The organism is Cryobacterium sp. TMT4-10, from assembly GCF_004403275.1.
GTDB lineage: Bacteria > Actinomycetota > Actinomycetes > Actinomycetales > Microbacteriaceae > Cryobacterium > Cryobacterium shii.
The window spans coordinates 78,420-97,350 of record NZ_SOGU01000027.1; the positions used below are offsets into that span (position 1 = coordinate 78,420).

The window sequence follows — 18,931 nt, forward strand, 5'->3', positions numbered from 1 at the left end:
CGAAAGTGACCACCCGATGACGATGACCCCGCAGCAGGCCGCTCAGTTCGCCGATGTGTTCGAGCGCCTGGTGAACGGGGTCGAGCAGGTGCTGCTCGGCAAACACCACGTCATCAAGATGGCGTTCACCGCCCTGCTCAGCGGCGGCCACCTGCTGCTCGAAGACGTGCCGGGAACGGGCAAGACCTCCCTGGCCAGGGCCATCGCGCAGAGCGTGCGCGGCACCAGCAACCGGGTGCAGTTCACCCCGGACCTGCTGCCGGGCGACATCACCGGGGTGAGCATCTACGACCAGCGCAGCGGGACATTCGAATTCCACCGCGGGCCGATCTTCGCCAACATCGTGCTGGCGGACGAGATCAACCGGGCCAGCCCGAAGACCCAGGCCGCCTTGCTCGAGGTGATGGAGGAGGAGCAGATCACGGCCGACGGGGTCACGCACCCCGTCGCATCCCCCTTCATGGTGATCGCCACCCAGAACCCGATCGAGCAGGCCGGAACCTACCGGCTGCCCGAGGCTCAGCTCGACCGGTTCATCATGAAATCCTCGATCGGCTACCCCGACCACGCCTCGACGATCCGCATTCTCGAGGGGGCCGGCCAGCGCGCGCACGAGGCCACGGTCCCGGCGGTGGTCTCGGCACAGACCGTGATCGAGCTCGCGGCCCTCGCCCGCACGGTCTTCGTCGACGCCACCGTCAACGACTACGTGGCCCGCCTGATCGACGCCACGCGCACCAGCCCCGAGGTGCGCCTGGGCGCCAGCGTGCGCGGCGCCCTGGCGCTGGTACGCACCGCGAAGACCCTCGCGGCCGCCAACGGCCGCCACTACGTCATCCCCGACGACGTCAAGGAACTGGCCGAGGCGGTGCTCGCCCACCGCCTGGTCCTCGACCCGGAAGCCGAGTTCGACGGGGTCACGCCGTCCAGCGTGATCGCCCGGATCCTGATCGAGACCCCGCCGCCCAGTGACAGGCAGGCTGCGTGACCCAGCGGATGCCCGGCGAGGGAAGGTTCGGCCGGTTCACTCCGCGCCGGCCCCGCCCGGTGTCCCACGACGGCCTCCTGGCCGAGGGTGTGTCGCGTGGGATGCGCGCCGCCCGGAGGTCCGGCACCGGCGCCTCCGTCGCGGGCGGGTTCATCTCGGCCGTCGTCACCCCGCTCGGCTGGTGCGTCCTGGGTGTCCTCGCCGCCTCCCTGCTGTTCGGCTATGCCCTGGGCTGGACGGAACTCGTCGTCATCGGCTGGACCGCCATGGTGCTGGTCGGGGCAGCGCTCAGTTTCCTGATCGGCCGGAACGCGTACGAGATCCACCTGTCCCTGTCGGTCGACCGGGTGGTCGTCGGGGCACGCGTTCCCGGCGAGGTGAGCGTGCTGAACCCGACCCGTCAGCGGCTGCCGGGCGTGGGCGTGGAGGTTCCGGTCGGATCCGGGCTGGCCGAGTTCGCGATGCCGAGTATCGCGCGCGGCGGCAGCTTCGAGGACCTGTTCATCGTTCCCACCCTCCGGCGCGGGGTGATCCCGATCGGTCCCGTGCGCACGGTACGCGCCGACCCGCTCGGGCTGCTGCGCCGGGAGATCGTCTGGGCCGAGCGGGTCGAGCTGTTCGTGCACCCGCGCACCCTGTCGATCCCGAGCATGAGCACGGGATTCATCCGTGACCTCGAGGGCAACCCGACCAGGGACCTGACCAACAGCGACGTGTCCTTCCATGCGCTCCGCGAGTACGTGGCGGGCGATGAGCGGCGCAGCATCCACTGGAAGAGCACCGCGAAAACTGGCCGCTACATGGTGCGTCAATACGAGGAATCCCGCCGCAGCCACCTGATGGTGGCCTTGAGCCTGTTCGTGGGGGACTTCGCGACCGAGGACGAGTTCGAAATGGCCGTCAGCGTCGCCGGCTCCCTCGGCGTGCGGGCCATCCGTGATGCCCGCACCGTGTCCGTCGTGGCCAGCGCGCCGACACCGGACCTCGCCCGGCGCGGCGCTCCGGCGCTCCGGCCGCTGAGCACACTCACCCGCACCCGGCTGCTCGACGATCTCAGCCGGGTCGAGACATCCGACCGGATGATGCACGTCGGGGCCCTGGCCAAGGCCGCGGCCGACACGGTCGCGGGCATCTCCGTGGCCTTCCTGGTCTGCGGCTCGGCCGTCACCCTGTCCCAGTTGCGCACCGCAGCGAATCGCTTCCCGGCGGGGGTCGAGGTCGTGGCCGTGGTGTGCGACCCGGAAGCCGTCCCCAGCCTCAAGCGCGTGGCCGAGCTCAGCGTGCTCCGGATCGGCTTCCTCGCGGACCTGCCGCACAGCCTCGCCCGATCGCTGGCGGCATGAGCGCCCGCGCCGCCGTCCGCTCCGGCGCCCGCAGCGCCCGCCCGGGCTGGCGTTTCACGGTCGGGAACACCGTCGGGCTGTTGCTGGCGACCGCCGCGGCCGCCACAGCCCTCTGGCCGGTCTACCGCAGCCGTGAATTCGTCGTACTCGTGGGCGTCACCTTCGCCCTGGGGGCCGTGACCGCGATCCTCGGTGCGGTGTTCCGCTGGCCGGCCTGGCTGGTGGCCCTGGCCACGATCGCCGTTTACGTCATCGCAGGCGTGCCACTGGCCATCCCCGGCCAGGCGGTGCGGGGCATCCTTCCGACCGGAACCGGTCTGCTCGAGCTGGTCTCCGCGACCGCGCTGAGCTGGAAGCAGCTCGTCACGATCGTGCTGCCGGTCGGGTCCTACCAGACCCTGCTCGTGCCCGCCTTCATTCTCGTTCTACTCAGCACCGTGATCGGCCTCTCCGTCGCCCTGCGCGCGCGGATCGGCGAACTCGGCGCGCTCGCCCCGGCGGCGCTGTTCATCGCCGGCATCGGCCTCGGACCCACCGTCCCGTCCGCCCCGATCGCCACCGGCCTCGCGCTCTTCGTCGTGCTCCTGTTCTGGCTGCTCTGGTTCCGCGCCGTGCGCCGCGGAGCCGTGGTGCGCCTGGTCGCGCAACAGTCGCGCCGAACGACCGCGTCGACGGCGGATCGCCGTTTCGCGGCGGTCCGCGGACTGGTCGGCGCCAGCGTCATCGTCGCCGTGGCTGTGGCCGCGGGCACGGCGGCCGCGATCGCGCTCCCGGCATCCGCTCCACGTGACGTGCTGCGCGCACGCGTGCAGCAGCCGTTCGACCCGCGGGACTACCCGAGCCCGCTGAGCGAGTTCCGCAGCTATCTTCAGCCCGCCCGAGCCGAGGCCGCACTGCTCGAGGTCGCGGGCCTGCCCGAGGGAGGGCGGCTGCGACTGGCCACCCTCGACGGGTACGACGGCGTCGTGTACTCGGTCGGCAGCGAGCAGGTGAGCAGCGCCTCCGGATCGTTCACGCGCCTGCCCGACCGCCTCGACCAGTCCCGGATCGATGGCGACCAGGTGACCCTGGCCGTCACGATCGACGGCTACACCGGGGTGTGGGTGCCCGGGGCGGGCCAGCTGGAACGGATCCGGTTCAGCGGCCCGACGAGCAGTGCGCGCTCAGACTCGTTCTTTTACAACGACAACAGCGGCACGGCCGCGGTGCTGACCGGGCTGGCCCGGGGCGACAGTTATCGCAGCGTCGGCGTGGTCCCGCGGTCGCCGGATGCGCTGGCCGGCCTGCGCCCGGGCCCCGCCGTCCTGCCGCCGCTCAGCGTCCTCCCGGACGAACTCGAACAGGCCCTGGCCGGCTATGTGAACGCCGAAGACGCCCCCGGCGTGCAACTCCAGTCGATGCTGGACGGGCTCCGAGCGGACGGCTACGTCAGCCACGGCGTCGGCGCGGACGAGCCGGTCAGCCGGTCGGGGCACGGAGCCGACCGGATCAGCCAGCTGTTCACCGACCAGCCCATGCTCGGCGATGCCGAACAGTATTCCGTGGCGGCGGCTCTGATGGCACGGCGGCTCGGTTTCCCGGCCCGGGTCGTGGTCGGCTTCGTTCCCCGCAGCGGAGACGGAGCCGGGGCCGACGCGACCGGCACGGTCACCGTCGTGGGGTCCGACCTCTCGGCCTGGATCGAGGTGCAGTCCACGACCGGCTGGGTCACGCTCGATCCGAACCCTCCGCTGCGCGACATCCCAGCGAAGCAGCCCGACGACCCCACCGTGGTGTCCCGGCCGCAAACCGTGGTGCCACCGGCCATTCCGGAGATCGCGGAACAGCGGGACCCGGCCCCGCCCGAGAACTCGGTCGAGGACCCGCCGGCACCGCTCAGCCCCTTCCTCGCCTTCCTGCTCGCCGCGGCGAAAGTGGCCGGTTGGAGCCTGCTCGGCCTGGCCGTCGTGCTCTCGCCCTTCCTGCTCATCATCGCGGCCAAGGCCCGGCGCCGCCGGCTTAGACGCACCCGTCCGGCGCCCCTGGACCGGATCCGGGGCGGTTGGCGCGAATTCGCCGACGCCGCGCTCGACCATGGCATCTCGGTGCCGGCGGGGGCGACCCGCACCGAACTGGCCCGAACCGTGGGCGGGATGCGGCCACTGGTGTTCGCCGCGGCGGTCGACCGGGCGGTTTTCGCCCCGGACCGGCCGGGCAGTGCCACCGCCGACGAGGTGTGGCTGTTGGTCGCCGAACATCGCCGTGACCTCAACGCGGGGAAGAAGCGCCTCGCCCGGCTGCGAGCCCTCGTCTCCCTGCGGTCACTGGGTCGCTACGCTGGAGGGGCATCCGTTCGACGGTCGGCTCCACGAGGGGGAGGCCGCGGCCCGGGAGGAGTCGGTTCGTGAACTGCCGGATCTGTGGGGCACAGCTGCCCGTCGGCGCCATGTTCTGTGGCGAATGCGGCAGCTCGAGCACGGCAACCCCGAAGACCCGCAAACGGTCAGACCCTCGGCCCAGCGACACCACCATCATCCAGCCGCTGCCGCCGCAGCGGGTCGTGATCTCCGTCCCGATCGGCGCCGACGGGCGCCTCGGGGCGCCGCCGGTCCCGGCTCCGGTCCCGGTCCCGGCTCCGGCTCCCGTTCCAACCACCGCTCCCGTCCCGGCTCCCGTTCCGGCTCCCGTTCCCGTTCCGGCTCCGGTTCCCGTTCCCGTTCCGGTTCCGGTTCCCGTTCCGGTTCCGGTTCCGGTTCCGGTTCCGGCTCCGGTTCCCGTTGCGACTCCCGCCCCGGCGCCCGCGCTGTTCGTGCTCCAGTTCAGCACCGGCGAGACCGTCTCGGCAAACGGGACGGGGCTGGTCGGCCGCCGGCCTCTTCCTCAGCCGGCCGAGCACTTCGATCTGCTGGTGCAGGTCAACGACCTCGGCCGTTCCGTGTCCAAGAGTCACCTCGAATTCGGGCAGCACGACGGCGAATTCTGGATCAGTGACCGCTTCTCGGGCAACGGCACCATCATCCGTCGCCCGGACGCGGTCTCGGTCCGGTGCGAACCGGGCCGCCGCTACCTCGTGCCCCGCGGCTCGCGGGTCGACCTCGCCGACCAGTTCTTTATCCTCAACTAGCGAGTCCCCGAACCAATTCGACGGAGATTTTGCCCAAATCAGGCCCGTACGCCCACGAATAGCTGTTTTAACGGAGAATCTCCGTCGAATTGGTTACAGGGTCGACACGGTGGCCCGACTCGGGGTGAGCCTGCGCGGGCGGGGCGGCCGGTTCCTCCCCAGCGGGCGGGGGCGGCGAGAGTGCACGGATGCCGCCTCGGCGCGAGCCGGGGATTCGCCCGGGTGCTGAGCTTGCCGGGTGATCCGAGCCCAGGTGCCCCTGACCCTCCCGCCCCGGGCGGCTGACCCTCCCGCGGCCGGGTTTCCGGTGATCGCGAGCCTGGCGCCGCTGGCCGTGGCCGGCATGATCTGGATGATCACCGGCTCGGCCTTTGTTTTGCTGTTCGCCATCCTCGGGCCGGTGATCGCTGTGGCGAGCATGCTCGACGCCCGTCGCACGAATCGTCGGGGCCGGCGCCGGGCCGCGACCGACGAGAGAGAGGCCCTTGCGGCCCTGCGGACGGAAATCTCAGTGCGGCACGATCTCCTGCGCCACGACCGGTGGCAGCGCACCCCCACCGCGGACAGCCTCGCGGTCGCCCCGAACCCGGGAGCGGTGGGCACGGGTACCGACGGGCTGGTCGCCCTGGGCTCCGGCCCGGTGGAGAGCGGCCTCCGGCTGGAAGGAGGGGCCGGCCTGGACGAACACCGCGAGCTGCGGGACACGGCCGCCACTCTGGCAGACGCTCCGATCACCGCCGAGGCGGTTGCGGGCATCGGCATCGCCGGTCCGCTCCCGCTGACGCGTGCGCTGGCCCGCGGGCTCCTGGTGCAACTGGTCTGCGGGCTGCCGCCCGACCAGATCGTGCTGGCCGTGCCGCCGGGCACCGGCTGGTCCTGGGCGCGGGCGCTGCCTCGGGGTACCCCCGGGGCGGCCCCCCGTCCGGAAATTCTGGTCTGCGAGGCTCCGGCTCAGCCCGCCCCGGCCCCGGCCGGCTCCCGGATGATCCTCGCTCTCGCCCCTACGCCGGGCGAACTTCCCTGGGGCTGCGACACCATCGTGCGGGTGCACGGTCCGGGCCGGGCCGAGATCCTGCGGTCCGGGCGGCACGCCCGGGGGCTGGGATTCCAGCCCGAACTGGTCAGCGTCGAACAGGCCGCCTCGGTCGCCGCACGACTGCGCGAGCGCGCCGCGGCGGCCGGGCTGGGCCGCAGGCAACCGTCGGTTCCCGCCACGGTTCGCCTGTCCGATCTCCCCGGCCACCGAGTCTCTGGCACCCGTCCCGTGCTCGAACCGGGCCGGGGCGACGGCCCCGGACCGAGCTTTCCGGCCGGGCTGAGCTGCCCGGTCGGATTGGCGATGCACGGCGAGGTGTCGCTGGACCTGGTCGGCGCCGGCCCGCACGCCGTGGTCGGCGGCACCACGGGCAGCGGCAAGAGCGAGCTGCTCGTGACCTGGGTCGCCGCGATGGCGGCGGCGTTCGTGCCGAGCGAGGTGACGTTCCTGCTGGTCGATTTCAAGGGCGGCGCCGCGTTCGCGCCGCTCGGCGCCCTGCCGCACTGCGTGGGACTGATCACCGACCTCGACGGGCGCCAGGCCGCCCGGGCGCTGGCCAGCCTGGCCGCCGAACTGCGCCACCGCGAACGCGTGCTCCGCGGTGCCGGCGCCCGCGACCTGGTCGAGCTGGGGAAGAGAGGCGGGGCCGCGGCGCTCCCGCGACTCGTGATCGTGGTGGACGAATTCGCGACCATGCTCACGGCTTTCCCCGAGCTGCATGCGCTCTTCGTCGACATCGCCGCCCGGGGCCGGTCGCTGGGAGTTCACCTCATCCTCTGCACGCAACGCCCGAACGGCGTCGTCCGCGACGCCCTCCTGGCCAACTGCACCCTGCGGATATCCTTGCGGGTCAACAACCGCGCCGACAGCGTGGCCGTGCTGGGAACGGATGCCGCGGCGGCGCTGTCCGCCGAACACCCGGGACGCTGCCTGATCGCCACCGCGGCGGGCGCGCCGGTGCTCTGCCAGATCGCCACGACCTCGGAGAGCGAGATCCGCGCCATCGCCGACCGGGTCCTCGACCACGTCGACGGCGCGCCAGCCCTGGACGGACCCGCCCCGCGGCGCCCGTGGCTCGACGTGCTGCCGGTCACGGTGACCCGCGAGGATATTTGGGCGGTGGAGGCCGCCAATGCTGCCGAGTCCGCCGAGTCCGCCGAAGATGCAGAGTCCGCCCCGTCCACCTCGCCGGGACGGGCGCCGGAATCCCGACCAGGCCCCGGACCGACGTCTCTGCTGGGGTTGCTCGACGAACCCGAGCGGCAGCGCTACCGGGTGGCCCGCTACCAGCCGTTCCTCGGCGGAAACCTGCTCGTGCTCGGCGCTTCCCGCGCCGGCAAGACCGGCGTGCTGGCATCCCTGGCCGAGCAGTCTGCGTCCGCGCCGGACGCACCGTGCCAGGTTGAATTCGTCCCGCCTCACGTCGAGGGAGTGTGGGACGCCCTCGACCGTGCTCGGCGCCTCCTCGACAGCGACGTCGGTCCGGCCGGGCGCCTGCTGCTGATTGACGACTTCGATTCCGTCTACGCCCGCTGGGATCAGGACTACCGCCCGGCCGCGCTCGAGTTGCTGGCCGGGCTGCTCCGCGACGGCGGAGAGGGCGGGCTGCGGGTCGTCGTCGCCGCCCAACGGCTTGCCGGGGCGTTGCAGGTGCTGCCCTCCTTGTGCCAGAACAGGCTGCTCCTGCGGCTCGCCGATGTGGCCGAACACGTCGGGGCCGGGGGAACGGCAGCCTCGTTCGACGACACAATGCCGGCGGGCGGAGGCACGTGGCAGGGCCACCGCATCCAGCTCCTCTGCCCGGAACCGGGCGCCGTGGCCCGCTGCGTGGCACTCGCGGCCCGCGGCGCCGAGGCGGGAGTCGCCGAGCACCTCGCCACGGGGCCCGACCGCACACTGCTTGTGGTTTCGGGTTCCCCGCCCCGCACGGCCGCTGCGTTCCGGGCCGCCGGTGGCGCCGAAATCGTGGATCTCGGCCGAATGACGGATGCCTCGCAACTGCGGGCGACGCTTCCCGGGGCCGGAACCGTCTTCGTCGGTGACGTGGACGCGTGGCAGACGCACTGGTCCCTGCTCGCGTCCCTCAAGCCGCGCGCGGAACTCGTGTTCGACGGCTGCAGCCTCGCCGACTACTGGATGATCAGCCGCCGGCGGGACCTGCCGCCGCCGCTCGCTCCCGGACGGGGGCGGATGTGGGCGATCCGCCCGGATGGAACGGTGCGCCGGGCCGTGCTGCCGGCGGGCTCGTGACGGGCGACGCGGGAGAGGGAAGACGCGGGAGAGGGAAGACGCGGGAGAGGGAAGACGCGGGAGAGGGAAGACGCGGGAGAGGGAAGCGGAGGACCGGGCAGGCCCGGGTCAGCCGAGCGCGTCCGAGAGCGCGCGCAACTGAAGCCCGTGGGCGCTGGCCACCGGGGCGCTGGTGACCAGCCCGCCGACCGTGTTCAGGCCCAGGGCGAGCGCGGCATCCGCGAGCACGGCATCCTTCCAGCCCCGGTTCGCGATCATGCGCACATAGGGCAGGGTCGCGTTCGTGAGGGCGTAGGTCGAAGTGTTCGGCACGGCGCCGGGCATATTGGCGACACAGTAGAACAGCGACCGGTGCACCATGAACGTGGGGTCCGCGTGCGTCGTCGGGTGGGAGTCGGCGAAGCATCCGCCCTGATCGACCGCGATGTCCACGAGCACACTCCCCGGCTTCATCCGGGAAACGAGTTCGTTGCTGACCAGCTTCGGGGCTTTCGCCCCGGGGATCAGCACCGAGCCGATGACCAGGTCGGAGTCGAGGAGCGCCTTGTCGATCTCGTAGCTGTTGGAGGCGATCGTCTGCACGCGGCCGAAGTACAGGGCGTCGAGTTCGCGCAGACGGAACAGGTTGGTGTCGAGCACCGTGACCTGCGCGCCGAGCCCGAGTGCGACCTGCATGGCTGCCGTGCCGGCCACACCGCCGCCGAGCACGGTGACCCGTGCCGGGTGGGTGCCCGGCACGCCGGGGACGAGCAGGCCCGGGCCGCCATTGGGCTTGAGCATCGCGTTGGCGCCGACGATGGGGGCGAGGCGACCCGCGACCTCGCTCATAGGTGCGAGCAGCGGAAGCGTGCGGTTGGGAAGCTGCACGGTCTCGTACGCGATGGCCGTGACCCCGCTCGCCAGCAGCGCGTGGGTGAGTGCCGGCTCGGCGGCGAGGTGCAGATACGTGAAAAGAAGCAGGTCGGGGCGGAAGTAGCCGTATTCGGCGGCGACGGGCTCCTTGACCTTGAGCAGCAGGTCGGCGGCGGCCCAGGCGGACGCGGCATCCGGCATGAGGGTCGCCCCGGCCGCGCCATAGCTCTCATCGGTGATGGACGAACCGAGGCCCGCCCCCGTCTGAATCAGCACCTCGTGGCCGTTGGCCACCAGATCCTGCACCCCCGCGGGCGTGATCGCGACCCGGAATTCGTTGTTTTTGACCTCTGCGGGGACTGCGACCTTCATGGTGCTCCTTCCGGCTGCTGTGGACCCCAACGTCCATGCCCGAAATCCTACCTTCGCCCAACCGCCCTTTTCGAGTGCGTTTCTGCCGGGGGAGTGCTGATTCCGTGAGAAACCGCGGCGACAATTAACGATTTGGTCACTCTTGGGTGAAGAAACGGCCGTCCTGTGCGAGTATCTAGCAACTCGCTAAGTTGTGTGTGTTAGATCCCCGCTGAAAAACGCAAGGAGACCCGAACATGTTGCCCAGGCCGTTGCCCGCCGATCCCATGATTCAGCAGCTCATCCGTCAGGCCCAGCAGGCCAAAATGGGGCGTCGCACTCTCCTGGCCGGCGCGGGCGGCGGAGCAGCCGCCCTCGCCCTCGCCGCCTGTTCCAGCGGGGGCGCCAAGAGCAAGCCCACGGCAGCTGCGGACAAATCCGCCACCAGCAAACTCGTGCGCTGGGACAACTGGGCTCTCTACATCGACGTCGACGACGCCGGCAACTACCCCACCCTCCAGGCGTTCGAGGCCGAGACCGGCATCAAGGTCGAGTACACCGAGGCGGTCGACGACAACAACACCTACTACGGCAAGGTCAAGGACCAACTGGCGCTCGGCAAGGACATCGGCGCGGACACCGTCTGCCTCACCGACTGGATGGTCGGCCGGATGATTCGGTTCGGCTACACGCAGGAACTGGACCACGCCAACATCCCCAACCTGAAGAACCTCTTCCCGTCCTTGAAAGACGTGGGATTCGACCCCGGCCGCAAGATGAGCGTGCCGTGGCAGGGCGGGTTCGCCGGCATCTGCTGGAACAAGGAGAAGCTGCCGGGTGGCCTGACCTCGGTGCAGGACCTCTGGGCCCCCGAGCTCAAGGGCCGCGTCGGCGTCCTGTCCGAAATGCGCGACACCGTGGGCCTGATCATGCTCGACCAGGGCGTGGACATCTCCGGGGACTGGGGTGACGACGAGTACAACGCCGCGATCGACGAGCTGTCCAAGCAGGTCTCGGACGGCCAGGTTCGCAACATCAAGGGCAACGCCTACAAGGAGGACCTCATCAACGAGGACACCCTCGCGGCCATCGTCTGGTCGGGCGACATCGTGCAGCTCAACGCCGAGAACGGCGACAAGTGGGGCTTCTCCGTGCCGGAGAAGGGCGGCACGCTGTGGAACGACAACTTCCTGGTGCCGATCGGTGCCACCCACAAGAAGAACGTCGAGACACTGATCAACTACTACTACGACCCGGCCGTCGCGGCCGAGGTCGCGGCGTACGTGAACTACATCACGCCCGTCGTCGGAGCCAAGGAAGCCGCCATGGCGATCGACCCGGAACTCGCGAACAACCAACTGATCTTCCCGGACGAGGCCACCCTGAAAAAGGCGAAGGTCTTCCGCAACCTGTCCGGCGCCGAAGAGCAGAAGTACGACGCGGCGTTCCAGAGCATCCTGCTGGGTTCGTAGGAATGGCAACCGGCGCGTTCGCCAGCGCGGGGGCCGACCTGGAGCTGGTGGGCATCCAGAAGCGTTTCCCCGGCTTCACCGCGATCGAGCACCTCGACCTGAAGATTCCCGCGGGGTCGTTCTTCGCCCTGCTCGGCCCGTCGGGTTGCGGCAAGACCACCACTCTGCGCCTTGTCGCCGGGCTGGAGGAGCCGACGGCCGGACGGATCCTGATCGGCGGCACGGATGTCACGCACCAGAAGACGTTCCAGCGCCCGGTGAACACGGTGTTCCAGAGCTACGCCCTCTTCCCGCACATGACGGTGCTGGAGAACGTGGCGTTCGGGCTGCGCCGGCGCCGCATCGACGACCCGGTCGCCAAAGCCCATGAGGCGCTCCGCCTGGTGGAGCTGGACCACCTGGCGTCGCGCAAACCGCAGCAGCTGTCCGGTGGGCAGCAGCAGCGGGTGGCCCTGGCCCGGGCGATCGTCAACCGGCCGGCCCTGCTGCTGCTCGACGAGCCGCTCGGTGCCCTCGACCTCAAGCTCCGGCGCCAGATGCAGCTCGAGTTGAAGACCATCCAGGAGGAGGTCGGTCTCACCTTCCTGCACGTCACCCACGACCAGGAGGAGGCCATGACCATGGCCGACACCGTCGCGGTCATGAACAAGGGCCGGATCGAGCAGATGGGCGCCCCCGAAGAGCTCTACGAACTGCCGAGAACGGCGTTCGTCGCCAACTTCCTCGGCCAGTCGAACCTGTTCACCGGCCCGGTGGTCGGCAGCACCAGCGAGGCGATCTCCGTGGACGTGGCCGGGCAGCGAGTCGTGGTCCCGGCCGCCCGGGCGCACCGGCACGCCGGGGAGGTGACCGTCGGGGTGCGCCCCGAGAAGCTGAGCCTGCACGTCGAGGCACCCGCGGACGACGTCAACCGCAACATCGTGGGCCCCGGCCGGGTGGTGGACGTCTCGTTCAGCGGGGTGAGCACCCAGTATCTGGTCGAGGTGCCCGGCCTCGGCACCCTCGTCGTCTTCGCCCAGAACATGGCCTTCGGCCCGGTCGCCGGTGAGGGCGACGAGGTCTGGATGAGCTGGAACATCGAGCACGGCTTCGGACTCGACGACGACCCGTCGGACGAACCCCGTTTCGAGGCCGACACCTCCACCCGCAGCATCGCCACCCAGAAACGCGATTCCCTCCTCTCGGAGCTCGGGGGGGCCTAGATGGCATTCGCGGCCTTTGCCACCACCACCGCGCCCGAGCCGGCGGCTCGGCGCAGGAGCCCGATCGCCCTGCTCCTGCTGCTTCCGGGCATCCTGTACCTGGTCCTGTTCTTCCTCGCGCCGCTGGTGTCGCTGCTGCTGACGTCCTTCCAGAAGCCGACCGAGTTCGGCGACATCGGCCAGTTCGACTACGCCTTCAGGTGGGAGAACTACGTCGACGTGGTCCAGGCGTATTGGCCGCACATCGTGCGTTCGTTCGGCTATGCGCTGATCGCCACCGTCCTGGCCCTGCTGTTCAGCTACCCGCTGGCCTATTTCATCGGGGTGAAGGCCCGGAAATGGCCGCTGCTGCAGAGCCTCATGCTCGTGCTGGTGATCGCTCCGTTCTTCATCAGCTTCCTGCTCCGCACCCTGGCCTGGAAGCAGATCCTGTCCGACGAGTCGTTCATCATGACCTCGCTCAAGGCGCTGTCCCTGATGCCCACGGATGCCCATTTCACCGGCACCCCGATCGCCGTGATCTTCGGGATCACCTACAACTTCATCCCGTTCATGACCCTGCCGCTGTACACGACGCTCGAGCGGCTCGACCTGCGATACCTCGAAGCGGGCAGCGACCTGTACGCGCATCCGTTCGAGGTGTTCCGCAAGATCACCATCCCGCTGTCGATGCCGGGGATCGTGGCGGGGACGCTGCTCACGTTCATCCCGGCGGCCGGTGACTACATCAACGCGAGCCGGGACTTTCTCGGCGGACCGGACACCCAGATGATGGGGAATGTGATCGAGGCCAACTTCCTCGTTCTCCAGAACTTCCCGGCGGCGGCGGCGCTGTCGATCATCCTGATGTCGGTGATCCTGATCGTCGTGGGCATCTATGTGAAGCGCGCGGGCACGGAGGAACTGCTGTGAAGATCTCACTGGGCAAATGGCTGCTCCCGCTGTACACGGTTCTGGCGCTGACCTTCCTGATGGTGCCGATCGTGTACACCTTCGTCTTCTCGTTCAACGACTCGCTCAAGTCGAACATCACCTGGCGCGGGTTCACCTTCGACAAGTGGCTCAACGTCTGCGCCGTGCAGAACGGCGCCGTCTGCGAGGCGTTCGCGAACAGCATCATCATCGGCGTCGTGGCGACCATCGTGGCCACCGCCCTTGGCACCATGATCGCGATCGCGATCGTGCGGTACCGGTTCAAGTTCCGGTCGCAGACCAGCCTGTTCCTGTTCCTGCCGATGGCCACGCCGGAGGTCGTGCTCGGTGCCGGGCTCGCCGCGCAGTTCCTGTCGATCGGGGTGCCGAAGGACATGCTCACGATCATCCTGGCCCACATCATGTTCTGCATCAGCTTCGTGGTGGTGACCGTCAAGGCGCGCGTCTCCAGCCTGGACCCGGCGCTGGAAGAGGCGGGGCGCGATCTCTACGGCTCGCCGACGCAGGTGTTCATGCGAATCACGTTCCCCCTGCTGCTGCCCGGGATCCTGGCCGCCGCACTGCTGTCCTTCGCGCTGAGCTTCGACGACTTCATCATCACGAACTTCAACTCCGGCGCCGTGACGACCTTCCCGAAGTACATCTACGTGTCCGCCGCCCGGGGGATCCCGGCCGAGGCGAACGTGATCGCATCCGCGGTGTTCATTTTCGCCCTGGTCATCGTGGTCACCACGCAGGTGTCCCAGGCGGCGCGGGCGAAGCGGCTGGCCAAGCAGGCCTGACGCAGCGAACCCGACCGGCCCCGACGAAAACGCCGGGTCCGGTCGGGTTTCAGCTGTGGTCGCGCACGGGGGCGGCTAGATGTAGCTGGCGCTGACCTGGCCGACCGGCCGGCCTCCGCCGTACACGGTGAGGCCGAGGTCCGGCAGGATGGCCTCCACGTCGGTGTGCGCGATCGCGCCGGCATCCGCCAACAGGCGCAGGGCGACGATGGTCGCGGCCCTCAGGTTGCCGTCCAGCATCTTGAGGGCGACGGTGACGCCGTTGGCGGCCGAGGCCACCATGATCCCTTCGGCGCCGGTCTTGATGAACAGGCCCAGACGCTCGATCACGATCGTGTCCGGCAGACCGGGTCCGGCCACGACCCAACCATGCTGGCGCACGGCCTCGGCCAGGAAACCGGCTTCGCGGTAGATCGCGAACGGGGAGTTGGACTTGGACGTTGCGATGCGGGCGATGCCGCGGGCCAGGGCGGTCAGCGACAGGGCGTGCACGGGCGCGCCGCAGCCGTCGATGCCGGTGGCGGAGGGGCGCTCACCGGTGAACCGCTCGACGACGTCGAGGATTCTCTTCTGCAGCGGATGCTCCGGCTCGAGGTAGCCGGACAGGGCCCAGCCGTTCTGCTTGCAGGCCACGAGCATGGCCGCGTGCTTGCCAGAGCACTCCATGTAGACCGGGGCCTTGCCGGCGCCCAGGCGCACCAGGGCGTCGCGCGTGGCGGAATCGTTCGGCCAGGCGGCCGGGCAGGCTAGCGCCGTCTCGGGGATCCCCGCGCGGGACAGCAGGGCGCGCACGAGATCCGCGTGCCGCTGTGTGCCGCTGTGGCTCGATGTCGCGATCGCGGCGTCCTCGCCTCGCAGCGTGACCCCGCTGGCCATCACGGCGATGGCCTGGAACGGCTTCATCGACGAGCGCGGGAAAACCGGGCTCGTGACGTCGCCGAGGGCGCGGAGGACCGCGCCCTCGCTGGTCAGGACGACCGCCGACCCGGCGTGCCGGGACTCGATGAAGCCGTTGCGTTCGATCGTCGCCAGTTCGACCGCGTCGCCGACCGTGAAGGTGTGGGCGGGGGCGTCGGTGAGTGAGTCGTGTGTGAGGTGCACGGGTGCGAACGCCTAGAGCGCGGCGATCGCGTCGTCGATGACCGCGAGGGCATCGGCGAGGAGGGCGTCGGTCACGGCGAGGCTGGGCAGGAAGCGCAGCACGTTGCCGTAGGTTCCGGCGGTGAGCAGCAGCACACCGTGCTGAGCGGCGTAGGTGGCAATGGACGACACGGCGGCGGCGTTCGGCGCCTTGGTGGTGTCGCCGGTACCCGGCTGCACCAGTTCGATGGCGATCATGGCGCCGCGGCCACGGATGTCGCCGATGATGTCGTACTTGTCCTTCAACGCCCCGAGACCGGCGCGCAGCGTGTTCTCGATCCGCACGCCCTCGGCCAGGAGGTCGTTGCGTTCGATCGACTCGAAGACGGCGATCGCGGCCGCGCAGGAGACCGGGTTTCCGCCGAAGGTTCCGCCGAGCCCGCCGGGCTGGGAGCCGTCCATGATCTCGGCGCGACCGGTGACGGCGGCCAGCGGCATTCCGCCGGCGATGCCCTTCGCGGTGAGTACGAGGTCGGGGGTCCAGCCGAAGTGCTCGCTGGCGTAGTACTTGCCGGTGCGGGCCATGCCGCTCTGGATCTCGTCGGCGATCATGACGACCCCGTTGGCCGTGCACCAGGTCTGCAGAGCGGTGAAGAAGCCCTCGGCCGGAACCATGAAGCCGCCCTCACCCTGGATGGGCTCGACCACCAGGCAGGCCAGGTCGCTGGCGCCAACGACCTTCTCCAGGTACGCGATCGTGCGCGCCGCGGCATCCGCGCCACTGAGTCCGTCGTGATAGGGGTAGGAGCTGGGGGCGTGGTAGACGTCGCTGGCGAGGGGGCCGTAGCCGGTGGCGTAGGGCATGGCCTTGTAGTTCATGGCCATGGTCAGCACGGTGCGGCCGTGGTAGGCGTGGTCCAGTACGGCCACGGCGCGGCGGCCGGTGTACTTGCGGGCGATCTTGACGCCGTTTTCGACGGCTTCGGCGCCCGAGTTGATCAGCACCGATTTCTTCGGGAAATCGCCGGGGGTGTGCTCGGCGAGCAGCTCGCAGACGCGCACATACTCCTCGTAGGGCGTGATGGTGAAGAGGGTGTGGATAAAGTCCTGGGTCTGGGCGACGGCGGCCGCGACGACGCTGGTCTCGGTGTGGCCGATCGTGGTCACGCCGATGCCGGCGCCGAGGTCGATGAACTGGTTGCCGTCGACGTCGACGAGGATCGCGCCGTTGGCCTGGGCGATGTAGACGGGCAGGGCGCTGGCGACGCCGCCGGACACGGTGGCCAGTCGGCGCTTCTGCAGGTCGGCCGATTTCGGGCCCGGAACCGCGGTCACGATCCTGCGTTCCTGCGTCACCGTGTAAACCGGTGCGGCGGGGGTGGACGGGGTGGTCGAAGGCGTCATCGTGTCAGTCATGGTGTGACCAGTTTACCGATCCGGTCCACGCCCGGCGCGGCGTTTTGCTGCGAGAATCGGTTCCCAGGGCTTGAGGTCTGCTTCAGAATCCAAAAGGAGGCGCCGTGATCGGTGCACATCGCTACGCCGTGAGTGTCGCCTGGACCGGCAACCGGGGCACCGGCACCAGCGGCTATCGCGACTACGGCCGGGAACACCTGATCGAGGCGGCCGGCAAGGAGCCGATCAGCGCATCGGCCGACCGCAGCTTCCATGGGAACGCAGACCGGTGGAATCCGGAGGAACTGCTGCTCGCGGCCCTGAGCGAGTGCCACCTGCTGTCGTTCCTGCACGTGGCGGTCCGGTACGGCGTCACCGTTGTCGCCTACACGGATGACGCGGTCGGCTCGATGGTGCAGACCCCGGATGGCGGCGGCCGCTTCACCGAGGCGATCCTCCGCCCGCAGGTGACGGTTTCCGATCCCGGCCAGTTGGAACTCGCCCAGTCCCTGCACGCCGAGGCGGCGCGCCTGTGCTTCATCGGCGCATCCGTAAACTTCCCGGTCACGCACCAACCGGTCACGGTAGCCGTCACCCACTAAGCCACCACGCGCCCACCACCCGCCCACCAAGCGCCGAGCCACCACCCGCCGAGCCGTGAGCTTGACTCCCATTTTTTCAAGAAAATGGGGCGAAACTCACGGCTCGGCGAACGGATGCGACGGGGTGACGGGGTGACACGACCGGGAGAGGCGACCGGGGGAGGCCGCGCCGGAAGGGACTACAGGCCGGACAGGGCGGCGAGGGTCTCCTCGATTACGGTGGCGGCGTCGTCGATCAGTTCCTCGGAGATGACGACTGACGGCATGATGCGCAGCACGGAGTCCCAGCTGCCGGCATCCAGCACGATTACACCGTTGGTGGTGGCGTGCTTGATGATGGCGGTGAGTGCCTCGGGGTACGGCGTGGTCGTGCCGGGGTGCACGAGCTCCACGCCGAACATGGCGCCCTTACCGCGCACGTCGCCGACGACGGAGAACCGCTGGGGCCAGTCGCCGATGCGCGCCCAGAGCGCCTTCTCGACCCGCTGCGCCTCGCCGAGGAGGTCATCGCGCTCGATCAGGTCGAAGACCGCGAGGGCCGCCGCGGTGGAGACCGGGTTGCCGCCGAAGGTGCCGCCGATTCCGCCGGGCTGCACGGAATCCATGATATCGGCGCGGCCGGTGACCGCGGCCAGCGGGAATCCGCCGGCGATGCCCTTGGCCGTTGTGACCAGGTCGGGCACGACGCCGTGGTGCTCGATGGCGTACCAGGTGCCGGTGCGGGCGATGCCGGCCTGGATCTCGTCGGAGACGAAGACGATGCCGTTCTCTGTGCAGAATTCGCTCAGCCGCTTGAAGTAGCCGGGGGCGGGGATGACGATGCCGCCGTCGCCCTGGATCGGCTCGATGAAGAAGGCTGCGATCTCGGAGGCGCCGATGTGGGTGTTGATGTAGTCGATGGTCTTCTCGGCGGCTTCTTCACCGGTCAGGCCGTCCCGGTAGGGGTAGCTGGTCGGCACGCTGTAGATCTCGCCGGGGAAGGGTCCCATGCCGGCTCGTTCCGGCCAGGGGCGGTAGGTCATCGCCATGGTCAGGTTGGTGCGGCCGTGGAAGGCGTGGTCGAGCGCCACGATGGCGCGACGGCCGGTGAACTTGCGGGCGATCTTCACGGCGTTCTCGACGGCTTCGGCGCCGGTGTTCACCAGGACGGAGCGCTTCTCGAAGTCACCGGGGGTGATCTCGGCGAGCTTCTCGGCGACCGCTACGTAGTTCTCGTAGGGAGTGACTGTGAACAGGGTGTGCGTGAGCTTGGCGGCCTGCGCGGCGGCGGCCGCGGCCACGTCCTGGTTCGCGTGGCCGATGGTGGTCACGCCGATGCCGCAACCGAGGTCGATGATCTGGTTGCCGTCCACGTCAACGAGGATCGCGCCGGCTCCGTGATCCATGTAGATATTGACCAGCGTGCCGGCGCCGCGAGACACCGAGCGCAGGCGACGTTCCTGCAATTCGACCGATTTGGGGCCGGGGAGGGCCGTCACGAGTTTGCGTTTTTGGGGTACCGAATACTCTGCAGACATGACTCCAGCTTAGGTCGCGCCCATT

Annotated in this window: 14 protein-coding genes; 10 read left to right on the forward strand and 4 right to left on the reverse strand. The window is 69.6% G+C overall.

Features of this window, described 5'->3' with window-relative positions; all coding sequences use genetic code 11:
• Nucleotides 1-16 precede the first annotated feature (16 nt).
• From E3T42_RS03770 to E3T42_RS03790, 5 genes are all read left to right on the forward strand, one after another.
• Nucleotides 17-988, forward strand: coding sequence for a MoxR family ATPase (locus tag E3T42_RS03770; RefSeq protein WP_134365400.1), 972 nt, complete (start codon nucleotides 17-19; stop codon nucleotides 986-988).
• The gene (locus tag E3T42_RS03775) at nucleotides 985-2,331 is read left to right on the forward strand and encodes a DUF58 domain-containing protein (RefSeq protein ID WP_241975811.1); all 1,347 of its coding nucleotides are present in this window, start codon (nucleotides 985-987) and stop codon (nucleotides 2,329-2,331) included. The genes E3T42_RS03770 and E3T42_RS03775 overlap by 4 nt, the downstream gene beginning before the upstream one ends.
• The gene (locus tag E3T42_RS03780) at nucleotides 2,328-4,718 is read left to right on the forward strand and encodes a transglutaminase-like domain-containing protein (RefSeq protein WP_134365401.1); all 2,391 of its coding nucleotides are present in this window, start codon (nucleotides 2,328-2,330) and stop codon (nucleotides 4,716-4,718) included. Before E3T42_RS03775 ends, E3T42_RS03780 begins: the two co-directional genes overlap by 4 nt.
• A complete protein-coding gene (locus tag E3T42_RS16635) occupies nucleotides 4,715-5,434 on the forward strand; it encodes an FHA domain-containing protein (protein WP_166805299.1) in 720 nt (239 codons plus the stop codon). Before E3T42_RS03780 ends, E3T42_RS16635 begins: the two co-directional genes overlap by 4 nt.
• Before the next feature lie 238 nt (nucleotides 5,435-5,672).
• A complete protein-coding gene (locus tag E3T42_RS03790) occupies nucleotides 5,673-8,720 on the forward strand; it encodes an FtsK/SpoIIIE domain-containing protein (protein ID WP_134402472.1) in 3,048 nt (1,015 codons plus the stop codon).
• A gap of 108 nt (nucleotides 8,721-8,828) precedes the next feature.
• On the opposite strand, the gene ald is transcribed toward E3T42_RS03790, so the two are convergent.
• Nucleotides 8,829-9,944 carry an alanine dehydrogenase gene (gene ald / locus E3T42_RS03800; protein WP_134365403.1) on the reverse strand — a complete coding sequence of 372 codons (1,116 nt, stop codon included), beginning with the start codon at nucleotides 9,942-9,944 and terminating at the stop codon, nucleotides 8,829-8,831.
• A gap of 236 nt (nucleotides 9,945-10,180) precedes the next feature.
• On the opposite strand from ald, the gene E3T42_RS03805 reads away from it, so the two are divergent.
• Genes E3T42_RS03805 through E3T42_RS03820 form a run of 4 tightly spaced genes read left to right on the forward strand, consistent with a single transcriptional unit; the run spans nucleotide 10,181 to nucleotide 14,312 of the window.
• Nucleotides 10,181-11,395 (forward strand): PotD/PotF family extracellular solute-binding protein, encoded by a 1,215-nt coding sequence (locus E3T42_RS03805; protein WP_134365404.1) that lies wholly within the window; start codon nucleotides 10,181-10,183, stop codon nucleotides 11,393-11,395.
• Nucleotides 11,396-11,397: 2 nt separating this feature from the next.
• On the forward strand, nucleotides 11,398-12,597 hold the full coding sequence (locus E3T42_RS03810) for an ABC transporter ATP-binding protein (protein ID WP_134365405.1): 1,200 nt from the start codon (nucleotides 11,398-11,400) through the stop codon (nucleotides 12,595-12,597).
• Nucleotides 12,598-13,509, forward strand: a complete 912-nt coding sequence (locus E3T42_RS03815; protein WP_134365406.1) for an ABC transporter permease — start codon at nucleotides 12,598-12,600, stop codon at nucleotides 13,507-13,509.
• Nucleotides 13,506-14,312: an ABC transporter permease gene (locus E3T42_RS03820; RefSeq protein ID WP_174235674.1), complete on the forward strand. Its 807-nt coding sequence runs from the start codon at nucleotides 13,506-13,508 to the stop codon at nucleotides 14,310-14,312. Before E3T42_RS03815 ends, E3T42_RS03820 begins: the two co-directional genes overlap by 4 nt.
• 75 nt (nucleotides 14,313-14,387) lie before the next feature.
• On the opposite strand, the gene E3T42_RS03825 is transcribed toward E3T42_RS03820, so the two are convergent.
• Together E3T42_RS03825 and gabT are read right to left on the reverse strand one after the other, a co-directional pair.
• Nucleotides 14,388-15,413 carry an asparaginase gene (locus E3T42_RS03825; RefSeq protein WP_134365407.1) on the reverse strand — a complete coding sequence of 342 codons (1,026 nt, stop codon included), beginning with the start codon at nucleotides 15,411-15,413 and terminating at the stop codon, nucleotides 14,388-14,390.
• Nucleotides 15,414-15,425: 12 nt separating this feature from the next.
• Complete coding sequence (gene gabT / locus E3T42_RS03830) at nucleotides 15,426-16,808, reverse strand: 4-aminobutyrate--2-oxoglutarate transaminase (protein ID WP_134365408.1); 1,383 nt, start codon at nucleotides 16,806-16,808, stop codon at nucleotides 15,426-15,428.
• 107 nt (nucleotides 16,809-16,915) lie between these two features.
• Here gabT and E3T42_RS03835 point away from each other — a divergent pair, with 107 nt between their 5' ends.
• Nucleotides 16,916-17,389 carry an OsmC family protein gene (locus E3T42_RS03835; RefSeq protein WP_370261659.1) on the forward strand — a complete coding sequence of 158 codons (474 nt, stop codon included), beginning with the start codon at nucleotides 16,916-16,918 and terminating at the stop codon, nucleotides 17,387-17,389.
• 179 nt (nucleotides 17,390-17,568) lie between these two features.
• Here the strand turns inward: E3T42_RS03835 and E3T42_RS03840 are convergent, their stop codons facing one another.
• Complete coding sequence (locus E3T42_RS03840; RefSeq protein ID WP_134365410.1) at nucleotides 17,569-18,906, reverse strand: aminotransferase class III-fold pyridoxal phosphate-dependent enzyme; 1,338 nt, start codon at nucleotides 18,904-18,906, stop codon at nucleotides 17,569-17,571.
• Nucleotides 18,907-18,931: the final 25 nt, after the last annotated feature.

Excerpts from the sequence above, each read along its gene's own strand:
- E3T42_RS03815 (WP_134365406.1), top strand. The coding sequence starts at position 12,598 with ATGGCATTCGCGGCCTTTGCCACCACCACCGCGCCCGAGCCGGCGGCT.
- gabT (WP_134365408.1), bottom strand. The coding sequence starts at position 16,808 with ATGACTGACACGATGACGCCTTCGACCACCCCGTCCACCCCCGCCGCA.
- E3T42_RS03770 (WP_134365400.1), top strand. The coding sequence starts at position 17 with ATGACGATGACCCCGCAGCAGGCCGCTCAGTTCGCCGATGTGTTCGAG.
- ald (WP_134365403.1), bottom strand. The coding sequence starts at position 9,944 with ATGAAGGTCGCAGTCCCCGCAGAGGTCAAAAACAACGAATTCCGGGTC.
- E3T42_RS03805 (WP_134365404.1), top strand. The coding sequence starts at position 10,181 with ATGTTGCCCAGGCCGTTGCCCGCCGATCCCATGATTCAGCAGCTCATC.
- E3T42_RS03840 (WP_134365410.1), bottom strand. The coding sequence starts at position 18,906 with ATGTCTGCAGAGTATTCGGTACCCCAAAAACGCAAACTCGTGACGGCC.
- E3T42_RS03810 (WP_134365405.1), top strand. The coding sequence starts at position 11,398 with ATGGCAACCGGCGCGTTCGCCAGCGCGGGGGCCGACCTGGAGCTGGTG.
- E3T42_RS03780 (WP_134365401.1), top strand. The coding sequence starts at position 2,328 with ATGAGCGCCCGCGCCGCCGTCCGCTCCGGCGCCCGCAGCGCCCGCCCG.